The sequence below is a fragment of the Ruminococcus sp. XPD3002 genome (assembly GCA_900119535.1).
Lineage (GTDB): Bacteria > Bacillota > Clostridia > Oscillospirales > Ruminococcaceae > Ruminococcus > Ruminococcus flavefaciens_H.
In genome coordinates this window covers 106,358-126,430 of sequence record FPJT01000011.1, presented here as the reverse complement: position 1 = coordinate 126,430, position 20,073 = coordinate 106,358, and the positions used below count along the sequence as shown (strand labels likewise).

At 42.5% G+C, this 20,073-nt stretch carries 14 protein-coding genes and 3 tRNA genes; 9 read left to right on the top strand and 8 right to left on the bottom strand.

Translation table 11 applies throughout. The features are described from left to right. The coding region (locus tag BT127_RS11255) for a leucine-rich repeat domain-containing protein (RefSeq protein ID WP_075425098.1) at positions 1–941 on the bottom strand (941 nt) is incomplete at its 3' end. A gap of 349 nt (positions 942–1,290) precedes the next feature. After that, positions 1,291–1,659 (bottom strand): helix-turn-helix domain-containing protein, encoded by a 369-nt coding sequence (locus BT127_RS11250; RefSeq protein ID WP_075425097.1) that lies wholly within the window; start codon positions 1,657–1,659, stop codon positions 1,291–1,293. Positions 1,660–1,931: 272 nt separating this feature from the next. Between BT127_RS11250 and BT127_RS11245 the strand changes: the two genes are divergently transcribed. The 4 genes from BT127_RS11245 (at position 1,932) to BT127_RS11230 (ending at position 4,523) form a co-directional block, all read left to right on the top strand. After that, entirely contained in the window at positions 1,932–2,639 is a 708-nt protein-coding gene (locus tag BT127_RS11245; RefSeq protein WP_075425096.1) for a DUF6291 domain-containing protein, read from the top strand. Positions 2,640–2,654: 15 nt separating this feature from the next. Next, on the top strand, positions 2,655–3,119 hold the full coding sequence (locus tag BT127_RS11240; RefSeq protein ID WP_075425095.1) for a hypothetical protein: 465 nt from the start codon (positions 2,655–2,657) through the stop codon (positions 3,117–3,119). Next, positions 3,076–3,540, top strand: coding sequence for a hypothetical protein (locus BT127_RS11235; protein ID WP_075425094.1), 465 nt, complete (start codon positions 3,076–3,078; stop codon positions 3,538–3,540). The genes BT127_RS11240 and BT127_RS11235 overlap by 44 nt, the downstream gene beginning before the upstream one ends. 86 nt (positions 3,541–3,626) lie before the next feature. After that, positions 3,627–4,523 carry a hypothetical protein gene (locus BT127_RS11230; RefSeq protein ID WP_075425093.1) on the top strand — a complete coding sequence of 299 codons (897 nt, stop codon included), beginning with the start codon at positions 3,627–3,629 and terminating at the stop codon, positions 4,521–4,523. Positions 4,524–5,161: 638 nt separating this feature from the next. Here BT127_RS11230 and BT127_RS11225 read toward each other — a convergent pair. The 3 genes from BT127_RS11225 to BT127_RS11215 all read right to left on the bottom strand — a co-directional run bounded on the left by BT127_RS11225 (position 5,162) and on the right by BT127_RS11215 (position 5,482). Continuing rightward, a tRNA-His gene (locus tag BT127_RS11225) sits at positions 5,162–5,237 on the bottom strand. 57 nt (positions 5,238–5,294) lie between these two features. Beyond that, a tRNA-Arg gene (locus tag BT127_RS11220) sits at positions 5,295–5,371 on the bottom strand. Between the two features lie 37 nt (positions 5,372–5,408). Beyond that, positions 5,409–5,482 (bottom strand) — tRNA-Gly (locus tag BT127_RS11215). A gap of 643 nt (positions 5,483–6,125) precedes the next feature. Between BT127_RS11215 and BT127_RS11210 the strand changes: the two genes are divergently transcribed. From BT127_RS11210 to BT127_RS11190, 5 genes are all read left to right on the top strand, one after another. Next, the gene (locus tag BT127_RS11210) at positions 6,126–7,010 is read left to right on the top strand and encodes a carbohydrate ABC transporter permease (protein ID WP_075425092.1); all 885 of its coding nucleotides are present in this window, start codon (positions 6,126–6,128) and stop codon (positions 7,008–7,010) included. Beyond that, positions 7,010–7,906 carry a carbohydrate ABC transporter permease gene (locus BT127_RS11205; protein WP_075425091.1) on the top strand — a complete coding sequence of 299 codons (897 nt, stop codon included), beginning with the start codon at positions 7,010–7,012 and terminating at the stop codon, positions 7,904–7,906. The genes BT127_RS11210 and BT127_RS11205 overlap by 1 nt, the downstream gene beginning before the upstream one ends. Before the next feature lie 133 nt (positions 7,907–8,039). Then, the gene (locus BT127_RS11200; protein WP_075425090.1) at positions 8,040–9,779 is read left to right on the top strand and encodes an HlyD family efflux transporter periplasmic adaptor subunit; all 1,740 of its coding nucleotides are present in this window, start codon (positions 8,040–8,042) and stop codon (positions 9,777–9,779) included. Positions 9,780–9,796: 17 nt separating this feature from the next. Then, a complete protein-coding gene (locus BT127_RS11195) occupies positions 9,797–10,975 on the top strand; it encodes an ABC transporter permease (RefSeq protein WP_075425089.1) in 1,179 nt (392 codons plus the stop codon). Then, positions 10,972–13,374 (top strand): ABC transporter substrate-binding protein, encoded by a 2,403-nt coding sequence (locus tag BT127_RS11190; protein ID WP_075425088.1) that lies wholly within the window; start codon positions 10,972–10,974, stop codon positions 13,372–13,374. The genes BT127_RS11195 and BT127_RS11190 overlap by 4 nt, the downstream gene beginning before the upstream one ends. Before the next feature lie 471 nt (positions 13,375–13,845). Here BT127_RS11190 and BT127_RS11185 read toward each other — a convergent pair whose 3' ends face one another. From BT127_RS11185 to BT127_RS11175, 3 genes are all read right to left on the bottom strand, one after another. Then, positions 13,846–14,784, bottom strand: a complete 939-nt coding sequence (locus tag BT127_RS11185) for a hypothetical protein (RefSeq protein ID WP_075425087.1) — start codon at positions 14,782–14,784, stop codon at positions 13,846–13,848. A gap of 120 nt (positions 14,785–14,904) precedes the next feature. Next, positions 14,905–19,455: an InlB B-repeat-containing protein gene (locus tag BT127_RS11180; protein ID WP_075425086.1), complete on the bottom strand. Its 4,551-nt coding sequence runs from the start codon at positions 19,453–19,455 to the stop codon at positions 14,905–14,907. Further along, positions 19,452–20,057 carry a hypothetical protein gene (locus tag BT127_RS11175; RefSeq protein ID WP_075425085.1) on the bottom strand — a complete coding sequence of 202 codons (606 nt, stop codon included), beginning with the start codon at positions 20,055–20,057 and terminating at the stop codon, positions 19,452–19,454. Before BT127_RS11175 ends, BT127_RS11180 begins: the two co-directional genes overlap by 4 nt. Between the last annotated feature and the right edge of the window lie 16 nt (positions 20,058–20,073).

The window sequence follows — 20,073 nt, the reverse complement described above, 5'->3', positions numbered from 1 at the left end:
GAATTATCGTAGCCACGAATAACACCACTATATTCAGCTGGAGAGGTGGAATAATAATTTTCAACATTTGAAATAGTACGATCACTATCAAAAAACTCACAGCTAGGGTTTAGTATTGATATAGATTCCAAAGAATTGCAATTAGCAAATGCTCCAGAACAAATTCCTGTGATATTTTGAGGAAGTGTAACATCTATAATACTGTAACATCCGCCAAAAGTTCCTACAGGAATTATTGATATAGAATCTGGAAAAGAAATAGATTTGAGTTTACTGCACAAATAAAACGAACTTGCCCCTAATTCTGTCACAGAATCAGGTATGGTTATTGATTCAAGACTTAAGCAATGAGCAAAGGCTCCGCTACCAATTATTTGTACCGAATCTGGAATATTAATTGACTTAAGGTTAGAACAAGATTCAAACGTTCTCTCAGCTATTATCGTTAACTTGTCAGGCATATCTATAGATTCGAGCTTACTGCAAGTGCTGAACGCATGATCTCCTATTTCCATAACAGAATCAGGTATGGTTATTGATTCAAGACTTAAGCAACGAGCAAAGGCTCCGCTACCAATTATTTGTACCGAATCTGGAATAATAACCGTTTTTATATTTTGACAATTTCTAAACAAATAATTACCTATGTTAGTTATACCATCACTTATAACAACATTTTTTATATTGTTTTTCAGATTTCCTACATCATCATCAAAAGCTGATTTTGTTTGACTAAAATTCTTCATTTTGCCCGTGCCATTAATAGTAAGAGTACCTTCTGAATCAAGTATCCAGGTAATGTCATTTCCTAAAGTCCCTGTTTTATTTTCTGCCGCTACAGTCGTCATTGAAAGTTCAGGCATTTCTGTCGTTAATGGATCTGCTCCTCCACTTATAATCGTCACTGCAAGAACAGCAGCAAGAAATTTACTCATTTTCATTTTTCATCCTCCTTAGAGACAAATTAATAAACATATTATACAGCAGGTAATACTGAAAATCAATGTACACTTGCACATTTCTGCGCCTTGCACAATCAAGAGACTCTGTCACTGTAAAAACTGCACAGGGGAAATATACGTTATGTTTTATCATGTAAAAAAAATACAGCAACCTCAGGAAGCGATTATCACTCTTATGTGATGCGTTTTATTTATCACTTACATTAAAAAATGAAACTGTGCTATAATAGCACAAACCTCCCTGACAAATAGATTGTCGGGGAGGTTTGTTTTTTTATTGAAGGTGGTAGTAAAAGCTATCTTTAAAATTGTGCTATAATAGCACAATTTATTCGTACTTAGCTCTGAGTTCCAGATTCTCTCTTTTCAGTTCATCTATTTCATCCTGTTTTTTCTTAAGAAGTTGAACAAGCTGATCTTGATTCTGCTTTAGAAATTCTTCATCGGCACCGGTAAGATTATTCTCAGCTGTTAATCTTTCAATGTCGGATCTGTTATCTATATCAGTTTCTCTCCCCATAATGTAATCGAGAGAAACGTTGTAAAAATCCGCAAGTTTTATAGCCATCGACATACCAAGTTTTTTTCTACCGTTTTCATAATCGCTTAACTGTGATACACTAACTCCAAGAGCTTCTGACATTTCTTTATGTTTGCAACCTTTTTTCTGCCTAAGCTCTTTAAGGACATTGTTCATACACTTTCACCTCTTAATGTCAAAAAATCCTATTCAATGCTATTCTATCACATATAAGTGTAAAAGTCAATAAGGCATACACTTTTTAGTGAATTTGTTTAATTACACTTTCTTTTAAAAAAACAGATTGTGAACCTAAACAAAATATACACTGAAATCAGTATTTTTTCTTAAACAGTATTGCAAAATTACACTTTTTAGTGTACAATACAAATATACAAATCACTAATATGTCACTCCTTGCGTATTAGTTAGCAGAAAGGATGGTAAGCATGGCAGACTTAAAATACATCACACTATTTCTTGACAGGCAGAAGGAATTCAATATGCTGTCCGATGAACAGGCAGGAAAGCTTATAAAGGGCATTTTTGAATACAGTGCAACAGGGGAAGAACTTAATTCCGACGATCTGACTGTCAATGTACTTTTCAGCGTTATCAAGGCACAACTTGATGAAGTGGCTAACAAGTATGACGAGAAATGCAGGAAGAACAAAGAAATAGCCACTACTCGTGAACGAAAGAAACGTGAAGCCAAAAACACGAACGTTGACGAACGTGCTGACGATGATGTTGATGATCACGAACGTTCACCAGAAAGCACGAACGTACACGAACGTGCTTTTGATACCACGAACGTGAACGAGCGTGATTATTCAAGCACCAGAAGCACCAATACAAAGACTAAGACTAATACAAAAACAAATACAAAGACAAATATTAATGCTGACGCATTAATATACGGCGAATACGCACACGTCACGCTCACTGAAGAAGAATACAATTCTTTGCTCGCTGACTATGGCAAAAAAACAACTACAGACTACATAGAACGTGTTGACGAATACTGTGAACGCACAGGAAAGACTTATAGCAACTGCTATCTTACTATCAGGGAATGGCTCAGAAAAGACGGAATCAAGGCTGATGATACATGGAAGTATGAATTCGTCATTAATCAGTTTCCTGATGTTGTGTAAGGAGGGGAGCTGCCTATGGATGAATATATCTTCTTTGCTGTATTTTGGAGTTGCTTCGCATTTCTTGTGTGGAAACACTATAAGCGCAAACAGAAGCATCTATCACCACGTCAGATCATACAGTATCTTGACAGTATCGATGATCTTTATGAGACGGCACAGAAGTACAGAACTATCGAGAACATGATTATCGATCTCAATAACACTGACGGTCGGCATCTTAAGAACGTAACTATCGATGTGCCAACACTGTATGACGGAAAGGGAAGTAAGTATGACTTTCTGTGCAACGGAAAGAACGTCAGCACCAAGCAGCTGAAAGTCATTGCTGAGAACGAACGTGAGCAACTCCTTATTGACCTGTTCGAGAAGTCAGAGCAGCTGCATAAGCGACACGTTACTGCTGTCACTCTTAGACGTTGGGGAGAGCTTCCGTATGATTCAGACGATGATGAATCAGAGGAAACTGTCACAGAATAACAGGGGAGTTGCCCTCCCCTTGATGTACCTCTCTCCCCTGCCGGGAAGAAAAACGGCAAATGCGTACTGTTACAAGCAAAGCGAAAGCAAAACGAAAGCAAAACGAAAGCAAAGCGAGGGACTTATTATGAAGAAATATTGTAAATTCTGCGGCTCTTACTTGGGTGATACTAAAACTTGTATCGACAACGAAGGCAATGAGATAAACTACTTTAGCATCATCGCAAAGAAGTATTGTGATGAACACGCTAAGTTAGCAAGAGAGCAGAGCAACACTGTTAACTTACACAACTATCGTCAGCGTCAGAAGATGATCAGGAAAGCGGAGAAAACCAAACTGGAATTGATTGAAGAAGAAAACAAGCTGCTTCGTATGAGAAATATGCAGCTAAGGGTTCAAGTATATGGTTCAAAAGATTGACATTCCTTCGATTATGATTTATAATTAAAAAAGCAATTGTGCTATAATAGCACAATTGCATGACTGATGAAAGGCAGGATTAACTAATGAAGAAAATATCTATACTATGTTCGGCATTACTACTCACACTTGCTTCTGTTGGATGCGGTAACTCTGCTGACAGTTCAGCTCCAAGCTCTGATGCTCCCTCTTCAGAAATCGTTGAACCAACAACCAAACCAATAGCATACTATGATCCGTTTCAAAACCTTGAAATTAATATTGAATGTGAAAATCCAGTAACAATAACTGAATCGACCGCTACTTTTCCTCCTTACGCATTTGAAATCAGTTTAGATGCTAAAGCCGTTCCATTTACTAATGCTTTTAATGATTATAACTATAAAACAACACTTGAATCTATAGACTTAAATAGCGTAACTATAAAACTAACTTTAGAAGAAGACACTGTAAAATCAATAGAAAAAGAAGATTTAATATTAGATCCAATCGAAAAAGAATTTGTTATCCCAACAGATGAATTTGAAAAATACTTTTTCAGCGATTCTCAGCTTACTCCTGATCTTACTAATCAACTTATAGATAATGTAAAGAATGATGCAGTAGAATCAGAAAACATCGATATTGAGAAAGAGAGTTTAACTCCTGTAAAATTCTATTACATTAACCACGATTTTCCAATTTATAATCAAGAAGCATACGATCAAAACTCTTTCGGTTCAAAAGGTTCTTTTTCAGAAATTGATTACACCTTTGCTGTTATATTCAAGAATGCAACAGATCAGTACGTTGCATTACTTTCATCCGCCGTACTATCCCAAGATTCTACGGAAGTTAAATCTATATATACTTGGACTTTACCTGATAATGATTCTGGAACAGCTTCTAATATGTGGTTCAGCTCTGAAAATGATGCATACAACAGGATAATATTGTATTACGACAATGATGCATCACGAATAAAGGAAATCCCTATTTCATAAGAAAAATCGCCATACAAAAAACTCCTGAAAAAATTTTCAGGAGTTTTTTTAAATATCAGTTGACAGACTACAATAAATGTGTTATAATAAAAAAGCAATATAAAAAGCACCCCCACAAGGCATAGTCGGTTTGCAGACCAACTACGCCTCGTAATCAGACAGATGACCAAAACATCTGAATGACTTAGTGAGAATGCTATTCGTGTGTTGTATCGTAATAATACATTACATTATAACACTTATAATAGAACTTGTCAAGCCTTTCAGTATTTCGTGTGTTGTCAATCTGAAAGGTTTGACTTTTTTATTGCTATGGTGAACCTTGATAACTGAATATCAAGATTTGAAGCAAGTTTACTTGCTGCTACCTTTACTCTTTTTCAATCCGTAACCACTCGGGAAGAGGATGAGTCGGGGGAACGAGCCACGATGTGAACCTGTTCAGTAAAGCTGAATCAACACTAATGTCTGCAAGGTCAAGGTTTCACGAGCCGTAAGCTGTAAGCAATGCGATAACATGATGTGAAATAGCGTAAATGTTATCGAGAGCAGAGGAGCTGTCAAATCACAATTTTTATTGTAATATAGCAAGTACTCAGAATACATGCTTGTAATCTGAGTAGTTGTTATATTTTAGAGGGTGGGAGATGGGATTCGAACCCACGGTCTTCGGGACCACAATCCGACGCTTTAACCAGCTAAGCTACACCCACCATGTAAATATAAACGAAGCTCTCCATCATATAGTAAATATAAAGGAGAGTTTCGGAATGGCGCGCCTTGCTGGATTCGAACCAGCGGCTTACTGCTTAGAAGGCAGTTACTCTATCCAGCTGAGTTAAAGGCGCATAGACAATTTTAGCAGCCACAAGCTGCTAAATAAAATGGAGCGGGTGATGGGAATCGAACCCACGTAACCAGCTTGGAAGGCTGGAATTCTACCATTGAACTACACCCGCACGGCGTTTCAACAGATAATATTATATCACGGAGGAAAATAAAAGTCAATAGCGGAAGCGAAAAAAAGTCAATCTGCACAAAAAACTCGCGATTATTCGCGAGATGTTTTAACAGAGGTTGAAGGTAAGGAAAAATTAAGGAATAAATCATTCGAATTTTAAGGTTGTAATATATAATAAAATGCAGATATCGGTGTCACAATCCTTACTTTTTTTACGATAGTATATATGTAAGGAATGATCGGACGTAATACTGCATTATCATTACTTTTTTGTAATGTTATGCAAAAAAAATGCAAAACCACTTGACAGCGGAAAGAAATAGTGTTATCATATAACTGTAGCAAGTGTATTGTTCCGATTAGTACACTAATCAACTAACACACTTAAGTCTGAAACAGAACCGTTCGCCGTTACCCTCGGTTAACACAAGCTGTCGGGTTATCCGATGCGATATGTGAACGGCGATCTTTTAAAATCTTCCTTAAAATTGAGAAAAACACTTGACTTTTGTTTGTTAATGTTATATCATAGATAATGTTAAATAATAAAAATTTATCTAAGAGTTGTCTTTTTACGCCTTTTATGACACGTATATTATTAGGACAACTTTTTCTCAGCAATTACATTAAGGTGTGGTCAAATGAAAAACAACAAATCACAGTGCGGACGCAGAGGTGAGCGGATATTCAGCGACTTTTGCATTGCACCGAGCGTTATAGGCGTTATGGTATTTTTCCTGATACCCTTCGGCATCATAATCTATTATTCGCTTATAGATAATCCGATAACCCGTAATTTCACGGGACTCGATAACTACATAAACCTGTTTTCAAACAGTGCTTTCAGAAAAGCAAGTACAAATACGGCGATATTCTCGCTGACCGCTGTACCGCTTTCGCTTGTGCTTTCTCTCGGGCTTGCAATGATACTTGACAGGAATATCCCGGGAAAAAGCGTATTCAGAACCTTCTTCTTAAGTCCGCTTATGGTCCCCACTGCTTCGGTAGTGCTTGTATGGCAGGTATTGTTCCACAATCACGGAACGATAAACCAGATAATAGAGGCATTCGGCGGAAAAGGTCCCGACTGGCTGAAATCAGCTCACGGACAGATAATAATAGTACTGATGTTCCTGTGGAAAAACCTCGGATACAACATGATACTCTTCATGTCGGCACTTGCAGGCATCCCGAAGGACATAATCGAAGTTGCCGAACTTGAAGGCGCAGGAAAGGTATATCAGTTCTTTCATATAAAATTAAGGTACCTCTCCCCTACTATATTATTCGTACTCATTCTTTCGCTCATCAACTCATTCAAGATATTCAGAGAGGTCTATCTGCTTACGGGAGATTATCCCTTTGACAAGCTGTACATGCTTCAGCACTTCATGAACAACACGTTCAACAGTCTCGATTACCAGAAGCTTTCGGCAGCGGCAGTTCTGTTCGCCCTTGTAATGATGGTCATCATCGCTGTACTGATGATAGCCGAGAATATATTCGGAAAGGACGTGGAGAACTGATGGCGCTTTCCCGCAGGCAAAAGACACATACACTGAACATAGCTTTCACGATATTTGCGTGTGCGGCAGCCGTACTTTTCCTTATGCCGACGGTACTGACCATCGCCAATTCCTTTATGACATCATCGGAGATATCCGCTAACTACGGAACGATGTTCGGCAATATGACAGATGATACAAAGGTCTTCATTTCTGATAATGTAAACCTAAAATTCATCCCCGATAAGGTAACTTTCGACCAGTACAAAGCCGTACTTCTGAAAAGTCCCGATTATCTCCTGAAGTTCTGGAATTCGGTGATACTTACCGTACCGATAACGCTTTTCCAGCTGCTTATAGCGATATTCGCATCCTATGGATTTTCAAGATACAACGGCAAAATAAAGAGCATCATATTCTTCGCATACGTTATACTGATGCTCATGCCCTATCAGGTAACCCTCGTTCCGAACTTCCTTGTAGCTGACAAAACGGGACTTCTGAACACGCGGTGGGCGATAATCCTTCCGGGAGTATTCGCTCCCTTCAGTATATTCCTGCTGACAAAGGTAATGAAGCGAATCCCCGTATCCTACATAGAAGCCGCAAAGCTGGACGGCGCAAGCGAATTCCAGATACTTGCAAAGATACACATACCTCTTTGCAAGAGCGCTATCGTTTCGGTAGTCATGCTGGTATTCATCGATTACTGGAACATGGTGGAACAGCCGCTGGTACTCTTACAGGATAAGGATAAGCATCCGCTTTCCGTATTCCTTTCGCAGATAAATTCGGGAGACGTTGGTCTCGCATTTGCCGTAGGCGTTGTATACATGGTGCCTACGATACTGATGTTCCTTTACGGCGAGGATGACCTCGTTGAAGGAATAACCTACTCAGGCGGTATAAAAGGGTAACGCTCGGCGTACCCTGCCAAGGATAAATATGAGACTGTCTGCGGGACGGACATTTTGGTCCGTCTCCGCCGCGGACAGCACGGACTGCAAAGCAGTTCCGTTTACGTAATTTCATCATTAGGAGATGTGGATAATGGCTGAAAACAAAGAAGTCATGAACGAAGAAAAGGTCTATACCCCAAACAGGAAACGAGAGATAATAAAAACCATACTTATTATATTCCTCGCTGCACTGCTGGTGCTGACTTTCTTTTCAAATACAATAATGAACAGATCACTTGCCGAGATATCTACCGAAAGAACTGCTTCGGGCAAGCTTACTGAAAGGATAAGAGGAAACGGTACAGTTGAATCGAATCAGGCTTACGAAGTCAAGGTAGACGGAAACAAGACCATCGATACAATTATGATAAAGACAGGTCAGGAAGTCAAAAAGGACGACGTTCTCTTTACAGTCGGCGGAGGTGACAGCGAAGAGATAAAAACTGCCGAAAAGCAGCTCTCCGAACTGGAACTCGCCTACCAGAAAGCCCTCCTTACACTGCCTGCCGATTACTCCAAGGAGAATCAGGCAATAGCTGATGCCCGTGCGGAACTCAACGCAGCTATCGCAAAGCGTGACAGCTATTCACCCGATCAGGGCAGCGATAATTCTTCTCAGGATACATACAACGCAAACAAGTCGCAGCTCAACTACTACACCAAGCTCCAGACCAAGCTCCAGAACACTATATCGGCTATAGATATGGACGAATACGCTTCTGCCGCACCTGAGTATTCAGGTCAGCTCGTAAAAATGAAGAACGAGCTTGACGAAGCTTCCGCAGCATACAGTGAAGCTTCCACACTTTTCACAACACTTGCAGCAGGCGATGCACCTCAGGAGGAGATAGACTCCGCAAAGGCTGATATGGAAGCAAAGTCCGCTAAGGTCAGCGAGCTCCGTTCCGCTTACAACGACTATAAGTACAGTCTCAGGAACGACCTTGTAAGTCAGCTTACAGATGCTGAAAACAATGTTGATTACTACACAGGTCTTGTGGGCGACGGCATGAGCAGCTCTGTGGATATGCCGATATCATCAGTGAGCGATGCCGTAAGCTACGATCAGCTTGTTGCAGACGTAGAGCAGAAGCAGAGAGCTCTCGAAGGTCTCATCAGTGACCTTAACAAGGCAAAGCGTGAAGGCGATAACGCTTCCGCACTTTCAAACCTCGAACTCGCTGCACAGAAGAAAGAGATCGACCGTGCAAAGGAAGAGCTTGAAAAGCTGAAAAAGAAGAATGATGTTTCAGAGATAAAATCGAAATACAGCGGAGTTGTAAGCTCCATAAACATAAAGCCGGGCGAGACTACCGTACCCGATTCACCTCTTGCGATCATCGATCTTTCCGATGAAGGCTTCACTATGACGATAAACATAGATGCAGAAAAGGCAAAGAAGGTAAAGAAGGGCGCTAAGGCAGAGATACTCAACAACTGGGGCGGCGATGTTGAAGCCGTTGTCAGCGAAATAAAGAACAGCTCACAGGCAGGTTCAAGAGAAAAATCTGTAAAACTCACGATCTCAGGCGATGTTACTTCGGGCGAAGGTCTTGAAATAGCTATTCCCTGCGGAAGCGCATCATACGACGCTATCGTTCCGAGAAGCGCTGTACAGGATGACAACGAGGGCAAATATGTACTCACAGTAAGATCAAAGAGCTCACCTCTCGGAAACCGTTACTACGCAGAAAAGGTCAAGGTAGAGGTACTTGCTTCGGATGATAATTCCTGTGCCGTAAGCGGTTCTATTGCAAACGGCGACTATGTTATAACAGCCGCAAGCAAGCCTGTTGATCCGGGTGATCAGGTCCGCATGAAAGAAAAGTAAGACGGGCGGTGGTCACTTTGAAGCTTAAACTGAAAAAACTGCATGTGATCGTTGCTGCTGCAAACGCTGCGGCCATTGCAGGTTCACTTCTGCTTTCGTGCATCGGCGGTTCACTTGTTAAGAAGCAGGTATATGATACCGCTGCAAGAAAATGGGCGAACGGAAGCAAGGAAAGCTATTCACAGCTCAGCTGCTTTCTTGCCGATGATGCAGGCTTCACCACTGATACCGTAAATGCAGTGCGGAGCAGTATGTTCGAGGCACTGAAAGCCGTATCCATAGTCCCCGAAGGTAATGCAGAGCTGCTTCCCAATGCCTACAGTGCAAGGTATGGAAATGTAAGTCTTTCAAGTGATATAAACGGAAAGTCCGATGCTGAACTGACCGTTGCAGGCGGAAACTTCTTCCTGTTCCGCGGATTCAACCTTGAAAGCGGTTCATACTTCACGGATTCCGACCTTTCGCAGGATACCGTAGTGATAGACAGAAGCCTTGCGTGGTCCCTTTACGGTTCGGCTAATATACAGGGCAAACCCGTATATATCAACGGCAGCAAATTCTACATCTCAGGCGTTATAAGCGATGTAAGCACCAAAGCAGAAAAAAAGACCGCAGGCGATACACGTCATGCATACATATCCTATGAAGGCGTAAAGCTCCTTTCAGGAGGTTCAGCTCCCTCATATCAGGCAGGTTCACCTGATATGCCCCCTTCATCAGACAGCGGAGAGTTCAAGAAGGTAACGTGCTATGAGTGCGTTTCACCCGATCCCGTAAAGAACTACGCTTATAATTCACTTAATAAATTCTTCAAGGGCTCGTACAAAAACAATTACGTCCTTGTAAACAACACCTCGCGCTATAACAAATCGACAAGAGCAAAACAGATACGCAAGCTCTCCGATTACGCAATAAGGAACAATACAGTGACCTTCCCCTACTGGGAAAACGCATCACGCATAATAGAATACAAGACAACCCCACTTTATTTCTGGAGCCGGCTGCTTCTTGCGATACCGATAATGACACTGCTCTGGCTTCTCTTCCTGCTGTGGAAGTTCGTCAACAGCAAGGAAAAAGCGGTCATCTCGGCTATAACAGAAAAGATAAACAACATCATCTACAACGCAGGACAGCGTAAAGAACAAAAGAAAGAAAAAATAAATAATAGTAACGAAAGGAATCAACAGTCATGAATAACACTACAGTAAGAAAAACTATTACAGGTCTTCTTGCACTGAGTACGCTCGTATCATCTGCATCCTGTGCAAACTCAGGCGGAAAAGGCGGCAGCACTGCCGATAAAACATCAGAAAAAACTATCACAAACGCATACAGCGCCGTTGACCTTGGAGTGGGTTCGGAATTCAACATGATAAACTCGATGTGTCTTCTGAACTCAAACGATGATATCCTTCTCTCCGTTTACGGCGAATCAGGTATCGAGCTCAACATAGCAAACAAGGACCTTACAGACATCCGCAAGGTGGATGTGGAATTCGGAAAAGACAGCAACATCAGCGCAACAGCACTTTCTGACGGAACTATAGTTGCAGCAGTTACCAATGTAGATTACGGCGATTTCAAGATGCCTGATTTTGAAGATCCGAATTTCGATCCCGAGACATTCGACTATGAAGCTATGGAAGCTGCCGCAACATACAGCTATTCTGTATATACTATCGGTTCCGACGGAAAAGTCATCACACAGAATCCTATCACAGGTCTTGAAAAGTATGCAGAAGAAACAGAAGAAGACGGCATGTCGCAGGGAATATACTTCAGCGAGATGTATCCTTGCGGAAGCACCGATAAGGTTATTATCGGAATAAACGGAAGCACAAATACCATTTACACAGTCCTCGGAACTGACGGAAAGATACAGCAAGAAATAGAAACAGGCGAAGATACATGGTTCTATAACGGCTGCCTTGATGCAGAAGGTAATCTTGCATTCGCAACATGGGATGAAAGCAGCCTTAAGATAAAGCATATCGACTGCAATGAATTCAAAATGTCCGATGACGTTATCGACCTTAAGGATACTGAGATCACAGGTACAAACGCAATGCTCACAGGTGACGGCGACTATACCGTATACGCAGCAACAGGTACAGGACTTTACGGAGTTAAGTCCGACGGCACCGCAGAAGAAGTTATCAACTGGGTGGATTCAGACCTTAACGGAGAATTTGTCCGCTCTGTACTCAAACTCAGCAACGGCGACTTCCTCATGTATTACTATAACTGGTCCACTGACGAAAAAGGATTCTACAGCCTTACACGCCGCGATCCTTCCGAGCTTTCATCAGTAAAGGTAATAACTATCGCTACTATGGGTTCAGATCCGCTTACTTCCACAGCTATCACAAACTTCAACAAGAGCAATACAGAATACCGCTTCAAGCTTATCGACTACAGCAAGTATGACCAGTGGGACGAAGAGACTGAGAAGATGACAAGCTCCGCTGAAAATCAGCTGAAAATGGATATCGTTGCAGGCAAAGGTCCTGATATGATAATGTCATACAGTCCTGCTATTGTAAATACACTTGCTTCAAAGGGCGCATTCGTTGACCTTTATGATTACCTTGCAAAGGATGACACCCTCAAAAAGGATGACATCGTACCTACCGTCCTGAACGTATGCGAAACTGACGGAAAGCTCTATACTCTCTGCAACAGCTTCGGTGTAACTACTCTTGCAGCAAAGACCAAGTTCGCAGACAAAGAGAACTGGACATTTGACGATTTCCTTGAAACATTTGAAAAGATGCCAAAGGATATGAGCCTCTTCGCAGAAGCAAACGGCCGCGAAAATATATTCAACTATCTCCTCGCAGGACTTGATCTCTTTGATCCTAAAACAAACAAGTGCACTATAGATACACCCGAATTTGTAAAGCTCCTTGAATTCTGCAACCAATTCGAGGACGAAGAGGAATTCGACTGGGAAAACGCTTCACCTGAAGAAATGGATAAATACTGGAACGAAAGAGAAGCTGCATGCAGAAACGACAAGGCACTTCTTTACGATCTTTACCTTACCGAGCCAAGAAGCTATGCTCAGGCTGAACAGGGCTATCTCGGCGATGATATGACTCTTGTCGGCTTCCCATCCACAAACGGAAGCGGTGCCAAAGTCATTGCAAACAACTTTTTCGCGATCCTCAGCACTTCGGAATATAAGGATATGTGCTGGGATCTTATAAAGACAACTTTCTCTGAAGAGAACCAGTCAAGCCAGAATATGTACCTTCTCCCTGCACTCAAATCTGCTTTCGACAAGCGTCTGGACGATTCTATGAAAAAGCCGAGCTACAAAGACGAAAACGGCAAGGACGTAGAATATGACGATAAGGTATATATCGGCGATAAGGAGTTCGACATAAAGCCTCTTACACAGGAAGAGCGCGACTATCTCTATGACTATATCTCAAATGCAAGCGCAGCGTACATCGGCAATCTTTCATCCGATATGATCTCTATCATACAGGAAGAGATAGAAGCCTACTTCAATGGCGAACGCTCCGCAGAAGAAACTGCAAAACTCATCCAGAACCGTGTCGAGATCATGATGAGTGAGCAGTCCTGATAAACGCTATCTACAATTTTATATACTCCACCTCCTTATGAGCATAACGGCTTCCCTTTTTCCTCGGGAAGCCGCTGTGCTTTACATAAAAAAATATTTACACTCCCCTCTGTAGATTATCCTATCGGACTTTTACACGTATTTATTGAGGGAAACCCTTTTGAAAAAGGGTTCCTCTGACGGAGGCGGTCCCCTCTGTCACTGCGTGACATCTCCCCGCACTGCGGGGAGTCACCCTCAAACTCCCTTCCTAAAACTTTCGCCTTAAATTTTCAGCCTGATATATCCCTTACAAAAATATTTGCTGTTTATTTTATATATCAGCAAAGGGATATATCAGGCTGAAAATTTGGAGCAAAAAGTCTTTGGAAAGGGGGTGCGGGGGAAGAACCTTTCCTCAGAAAGGTTTGCCCCCGATAAGTGCATATAAGACTTCGATAGGATAATCTACAGAGGGGAGTGCATTTTTATTTATGCATAGATATCAGCTTTGAACAGCATATCGTCTCCGCTGTGTTCCTTTTTATCGTTCCATTTGATATCGCTGCCGCTCATTTCAAACTCTGCGCTTCCGTCGGTATACTCGACTGTCTTCTCAGGCTCAGAACCTGCGTCCTTATATTCAACGAAAGTCTTGGTGCCCTTGCCGCTGCATACGAGCTTTCCGTTTTCGAGAACAAGCGGATAATCCCACTCGGCATGAGCTGAAGCGCTTGCGCCCCACTTTATAACAGCATGGAACTCTGTATCTGTTTCCTGAGTTATCTCCAGATTAGCTCTGTCGCACATCCAGCTTCCGCAGAATTCCTCTCCGGGACCGCGTCCGTCATCTGCAAGACCGCCTTCGCCGTAGAGTCTTACGTAGTGTACGGTATTTTCGCCCTGAAGGTAAATATCGTTCTTCTGCTCACTTCCGTCATCATCAAATGTCATATACTTCTCGCCCGAATCGAGATACATAACAAAGTAATATCCCGGGATCTCCTTACTGTATTCCCTGATGATATATCCGCTTGCTTCCTTGATGCCTATTGCGTAGTAAGCCTCGAATTTACCGTCATTGGATATATGCAAGCTTGCAGCAGAAGCATCGCCGTCTATATACCAGTAGCCTGCAATACCGCTGAGGTCCTGCGGTTCACGGCTCGGCTCCTGAAAATCGTCCTCCGAAGGTTCCGTCGATTCAGTCTCGGTTTCTTTTGTTCCGTCCGCCTCTTCGGTAGTTGCTTCCTCGGTTTTTTCCTCAGCAGGAGCAGTTGTCTCTGCTTCAGTTTCATCCGATGCCGCTTCTGTAGTCTCAGAACTGCTGACATTGGAATTTGCTGACGCTGACGATGGTTTATCACGTCCGCAGCCTGTCATTGAAGCTGCCATAGCGAGTATGAGTGCGGGAATAAGGTATTTTTTCATATTAAGTCTCCTCTTTTTATTATTCACTAAGAATAATATTATTGTCATTAAAACAGGGAATCCAAAAACGATCGTGCAGACAGTTTTTGGATCCCTTTGTTTTAGCATTGTTAAGCGGCTTTATTCGGCAAATTTGTTGTCCTTATAGCCGTTTCCGTCAAGCCATCTGGTGTCTGACATTGTCTGTGTAAAGTCTGCCTGAACAGGAGCAGTATCATTTACTGCCGCTGTTTTTGTAACAGCATCGGGAGTATATCTCCATGACCAGTCGGTCTGGATAACATCATAGTTACCGATAGGAAGGTTTTTGATAGTTTTGCTTCCGTTGCCGTTTATGCATATTTTCATCTCAATGTGACTGTTATGCGGATCCTTGCCTCTGATAATATATTCGAATGACTGAGACGTATCGTCACATCCGTCGGTAGTTACGGTAAGATCGCCGCGTTTGAAGTCATAGAGAGCGTAGTATGAAACGTCATCGTTTGAACCGAGCGGTCTGAATTCGTTCTTAGCGGTTCCGCTCAGCAGGGAATCGTTGACCTTCTGAGTGCAAGCCTCATCGTTATACCAGCCAACAAACCGGTAAAGGTCTGTTGAAGTCTCAGCTCTGACAGTCGTAGGTCTTTCGCCGACGTATCTTATCTGCTGATTGTAAGAGAGAAGGCTGATCTCGTTCGGATCTGCGATAGTTCTTGAATTGCCGTCGGGTATCACTCCATAGAACCTGAACATCATCTGTTCGAGTCTTGTATAGATGAATTCCATTTTGTTTTTGGTAAAGCTATCGTCGTCTGCAACGATAATGCTCTTGGAATTTGCACCTGTGATATTGAAACCGTTAAGTTCCTTTGCGGACGAAGTGTAGGTATCATTGTATTTCCGGTCTTCATCTATCCTGTAGAATGATCTGTAGTAGCGAACTCCGCCGTACTCAACAGGATCTTCGCCTGTAAGACCGCTGTACTCTGCAAGCATAGCCTCATTCCAGAGTTTAAGAGCCTCCTCGTTCATATTCGAGGACTTATATGTTATCTTTACCGGATAATACTTCTTAAGATAATGGATGTGAAGTTCTTTGCCTGTACAGTCGCCGTCGAGAGTCAGGCTTACGGATGAAGCGCCGTTAACCTTATGCGGTTCGCCCTCTGTGCTGTACTCAACATCGTCTGTTTTTGTATAGATTATCTCGTGGTAATTATCGGCTTCATATCCGCTGTAGGTATTTACAGTTATATCCTTTGTGCTTCCGCGCTGACTTATGGAATCTATATAGCCTGCTTCCTTGAAGTGGTATGTAACGCCGTCTATCTCCTGAGTATACTTGCCGTTATCGTCCTCAATGAGGTACTTTACGTGGTAAGGAACATTGACCGTATCCTCGGTATAATAGAAGATTATAACGTTATTTTCTGCTTCTTCCGCAGGATCGTCCGAAACAGTCACGATAAGTGACTGGTAGTAGTTTTCGGGAACATAATCGTTTATAGGTATGTATTTTTCCGTAACTACAGAATAGATATTGTCGCTTACTATCTTGTCTTCAAGAAGCGGTCTGTCAGTACCCTTTTCAAGGTATCTGACCGTATACGGAACACTGTCGCGGTGTACATAGTAGAATGACTTTTCGTTCTGCTCGGGATCACCGCTCATGAGTATTGAAGTACTGCTTCTGTCGGGGAAATAATTCGTCTTGAATCCCTCATTCAGTTCATCATCTACCTTAGCCTTGAAGGTCCTTGTAAGACCGACAAAGGAGTAACCAGTAGTATCATCCGCAACCTTTACGGATTCGTTGTTCTTCACAACATAGTGAACTCCGAAAGCCGAAGGAACAGTGGAAGACCACTTCATAAAGAGGTCCATATTGCCCGAAACTGTCATAGTTGCAGGATCGAAAGCGTGAAGCTTGTTATTGCTGTCGTAGTAATACCAGCCAGCCTTTGCCGCATTGTATTCACCTGTAGCGCTTGTTATAACAGGCGGAACAAGGTTTTGCTCTGCTTCCGAAGGATTGATGAATGTACCATAGTCTACGGGTTCCGAGTGTTTAAATGGGTTGCCGTTCCGATAATCGCTTTCATCGTTATAGAAATTGATAGTAAAGGTCTTGGGCTTCCAGTAGGCATACACTGTAATATCGTTATCGGGCATAGTTTCCGACCAGTCGAAAAGCTCGTCATAGGTATCGGTGGTATACCAGCCTGCAAACTCGTAAGCATCCTCCTTAAGATCAGAAGGATATGGCGGTGTATCGGGAGTGAACTCGCTTAGTGCCTGACCATACTTTACAGCAGATGTATCCTTGCCTGTATCGTAATAGCTGTTGTAATTATAGTATCTGATAGAGTGGACATTTCGCATGTAATGGAATTCGGTAGTCCATACGCCGTCAACAGGATCCTGATACTGACCTGTCTCTGTAACGTTTGAACGTGCGTGTCCGCCCTGCTCTGACGGGATTATAGTAAAGCCCTTATAAACGAACGGATCTATTCTTGTATTTAAATTGTGAGCAGCTGTAAGATCCAGTGTACGGTCCAGCAGATAGTTTACACCGTTATAGCTTACAGCATTTGGATCATTCTCATCCAGCACCTCGTAATAGATATTAAAGCGGTGATCAGTCACATTATCATCTGCTTTTCCCCACCACGCCCAGAGGAGCTGAGCAACGCTCTCGCTGTTTTCGGGATCATATACATATGAAGGATCGACTATCATCTCAGATGACATATAAGGATATGCTCCTACAATGTTAGCATGAGTAGAATGACGTCTTCTGTATTCCGTACCGTCCTGAGTACTCCATGAACCGAAGGAATAATTTCCCGAAGTTCCTATAACGTCAGCAGGCCACATATCCTCGATATTTGCATCATATTCCGCAACCAGTTCGAGATATTCATATTCCTCGTTATTGTAAATATACGAACCTCTGGTTATACCTGATGAAGTGTCCACTTCAGGCATATAAGGCAGAACATAGTTCATACTCGCATCACCCGGGAAGTGACCGCTTCCGGTACTGTTTGCAGCTTTGATAATGCTGTATATAGTTGTGGTCACAGCATCTTCTGCGTCATATATCTGCCATCTGTTCGGATTGTTATTTCCACCTTCTATAGGAGGATTACTTGGATACACCTGTATTCTTTCACCCGCATTACTTTTATCATTCAAATAAAACTGTTTATTTGCATAGGTGGTATAAATAAGAAATTCATTTGAAGAATCACCATATGGTGCAATTTTGAACAGAGTCGGTGTATCCGACATAACAACAGCATTACCTGCATTTGTATTAGTAATATTAACGGACAGGTATTGACCGTCGGAATACTGTATGTAATAACCGTCCTCAGCAGGAACAAATGTCCATAGATAATCGAATTTCACTTCGCTGAAATTCTTTAGCGCACGCATATTATCATTCGCTTTTTGATTTGTAAGAACCTTTGATCTTCCACGGTTCGTATTGACAAGTGCATATTGATGACCGTCTGTAATGCTCTCTACGGGATCACCTTCTGTAACAGAAGTTGAAGATGTATGCTTCAGATAAACGAACCTCAGCTTATACTTGTTTCTGGAATAATAGAATCTTATTATAGTTGAACCATCGCCCTTTACAGTTATCTCGGAAGGGTTATCGGCTTTTGTAGCAGCCTCGTCGAAGGTGAAATAACCGAAATCATTGAGCTCGGTGTTATCCTTGTTTGCGGCTATGATCTCGTCGATAGTAAAGACTGTATCGGGATCGGCTGTAAGAGTTTTAACTCCCCAGTAGCTGTAGGAAGTTTCTCCGCCGTCATCTATATCCGCATTCTTATAGATTATCGTATAAGGAACAGGTTCATTTTTTCTCCAGACTGCATAATAGGTCTTATCCTCAGTGACAGTCGGAGCAAGTCCCGTAACAGGAGCATTTCCCTCACTGTCAGGCTGCTGATCGGACCAGCCGAGGAAAGTATAGCCTGCTCTTACGGGCGCCTGATTCACGTAGAGAGTCGATTCATAAGGAGCATATATCGGATCAACTCCGTAGCCGCCGTTTCCGAGCTCGAACTTAACAAGGTAATTGTTCCTGTCGTAGAAGCACTCAAACTCGGTAGAACCGTCCGCTGCAATGACCTCGGGAACGTGGTACATAAGGGTAAATCCCTCGAAAGCCTCGGCGAGAGTCTTTCCGTCCAGCTCCTCTATAGGCTGATCGTCCTCGAATTCTATGGGTTCCGTACCTGTTATGCCCTTTCCGTTGATGATAACGGCAGTATCATAGCCGTTAAGATCAGGTGTCTGTTTATTCAGCCTGATAACGTACTGAACTTCGGAAGGAAAATAGAATATATCAGTAACACTGTCCTCCGTAAATTCAACAGATACGCTCTCAAGGGGGTTCCTGTCTATATCGCAAGGCGTAAATCCCGGAACTACGGGATTTCTTTCCGCCATTTCAGCCGAACCCTTCGGCATATGTGCAACGAATGAAGGGAATGGTGAAGAGCCCTTGAAGCCCTCTGCATTCTCATCGTAATAGTAGTAATTTATGGTTGCCGTTACCATATCATCGGCAGTTTCTGCATAAATACCTCCTGCGAAGAGGCATGCTGCCACGATGAATATGAAACCTGCGGCAAGCAGTAAAGTTTTTTTCATATTTTTAGTCATGGCTGACCTCCCTCTGCAAGCTGATCGGGCTGAACGCCCCATGCGCTCAGAACAGCCGAAGCGGAATCATCGTCCGTATTTCCCACAGCCTGTATGGTCTCTGAGATGACCTCTACATGCATGGTATAGCCTACAGGCGCGGAAGACAGCTGTTCAAGAGCCTGCTGAGCTCCGATAAGGGGAGCGGTATGACTTCCGCTCTCAACTTTTTCAGTGTAGTAGAAGAAACCGTCCGAAGCCTTTACCCATTTATCGGTATCGTATTCAAGGGCATAGTCCGTTCCGGGAACAGGCTGAGAGCCGTAAACGATACCGTCGGCGTTCTGCCATGTTACAACGAGTTCAGCGCGGACATATACGGGATAGCCTTCATCTGCCGCAATGACAGCGAGATTATTCTTGACGAAGTGACCGCTTCCGTTTTTCTCTACATTATCGCTGATGGAAGGCTCTCCGTATTCAGCGGTGGAAAAAGTGTTTTCCACGGCTTCGGAGCCTTTGCGGTATTTTGCGTATGCAGTGGTAAGGGCAGCCGTAAGGAGCAGAGAAGCCGTAACAGCAAATATCACTATATTCTTTTTGTTTAAAAGCTCAGCTCTCATACGCTCCCCTCCTTTC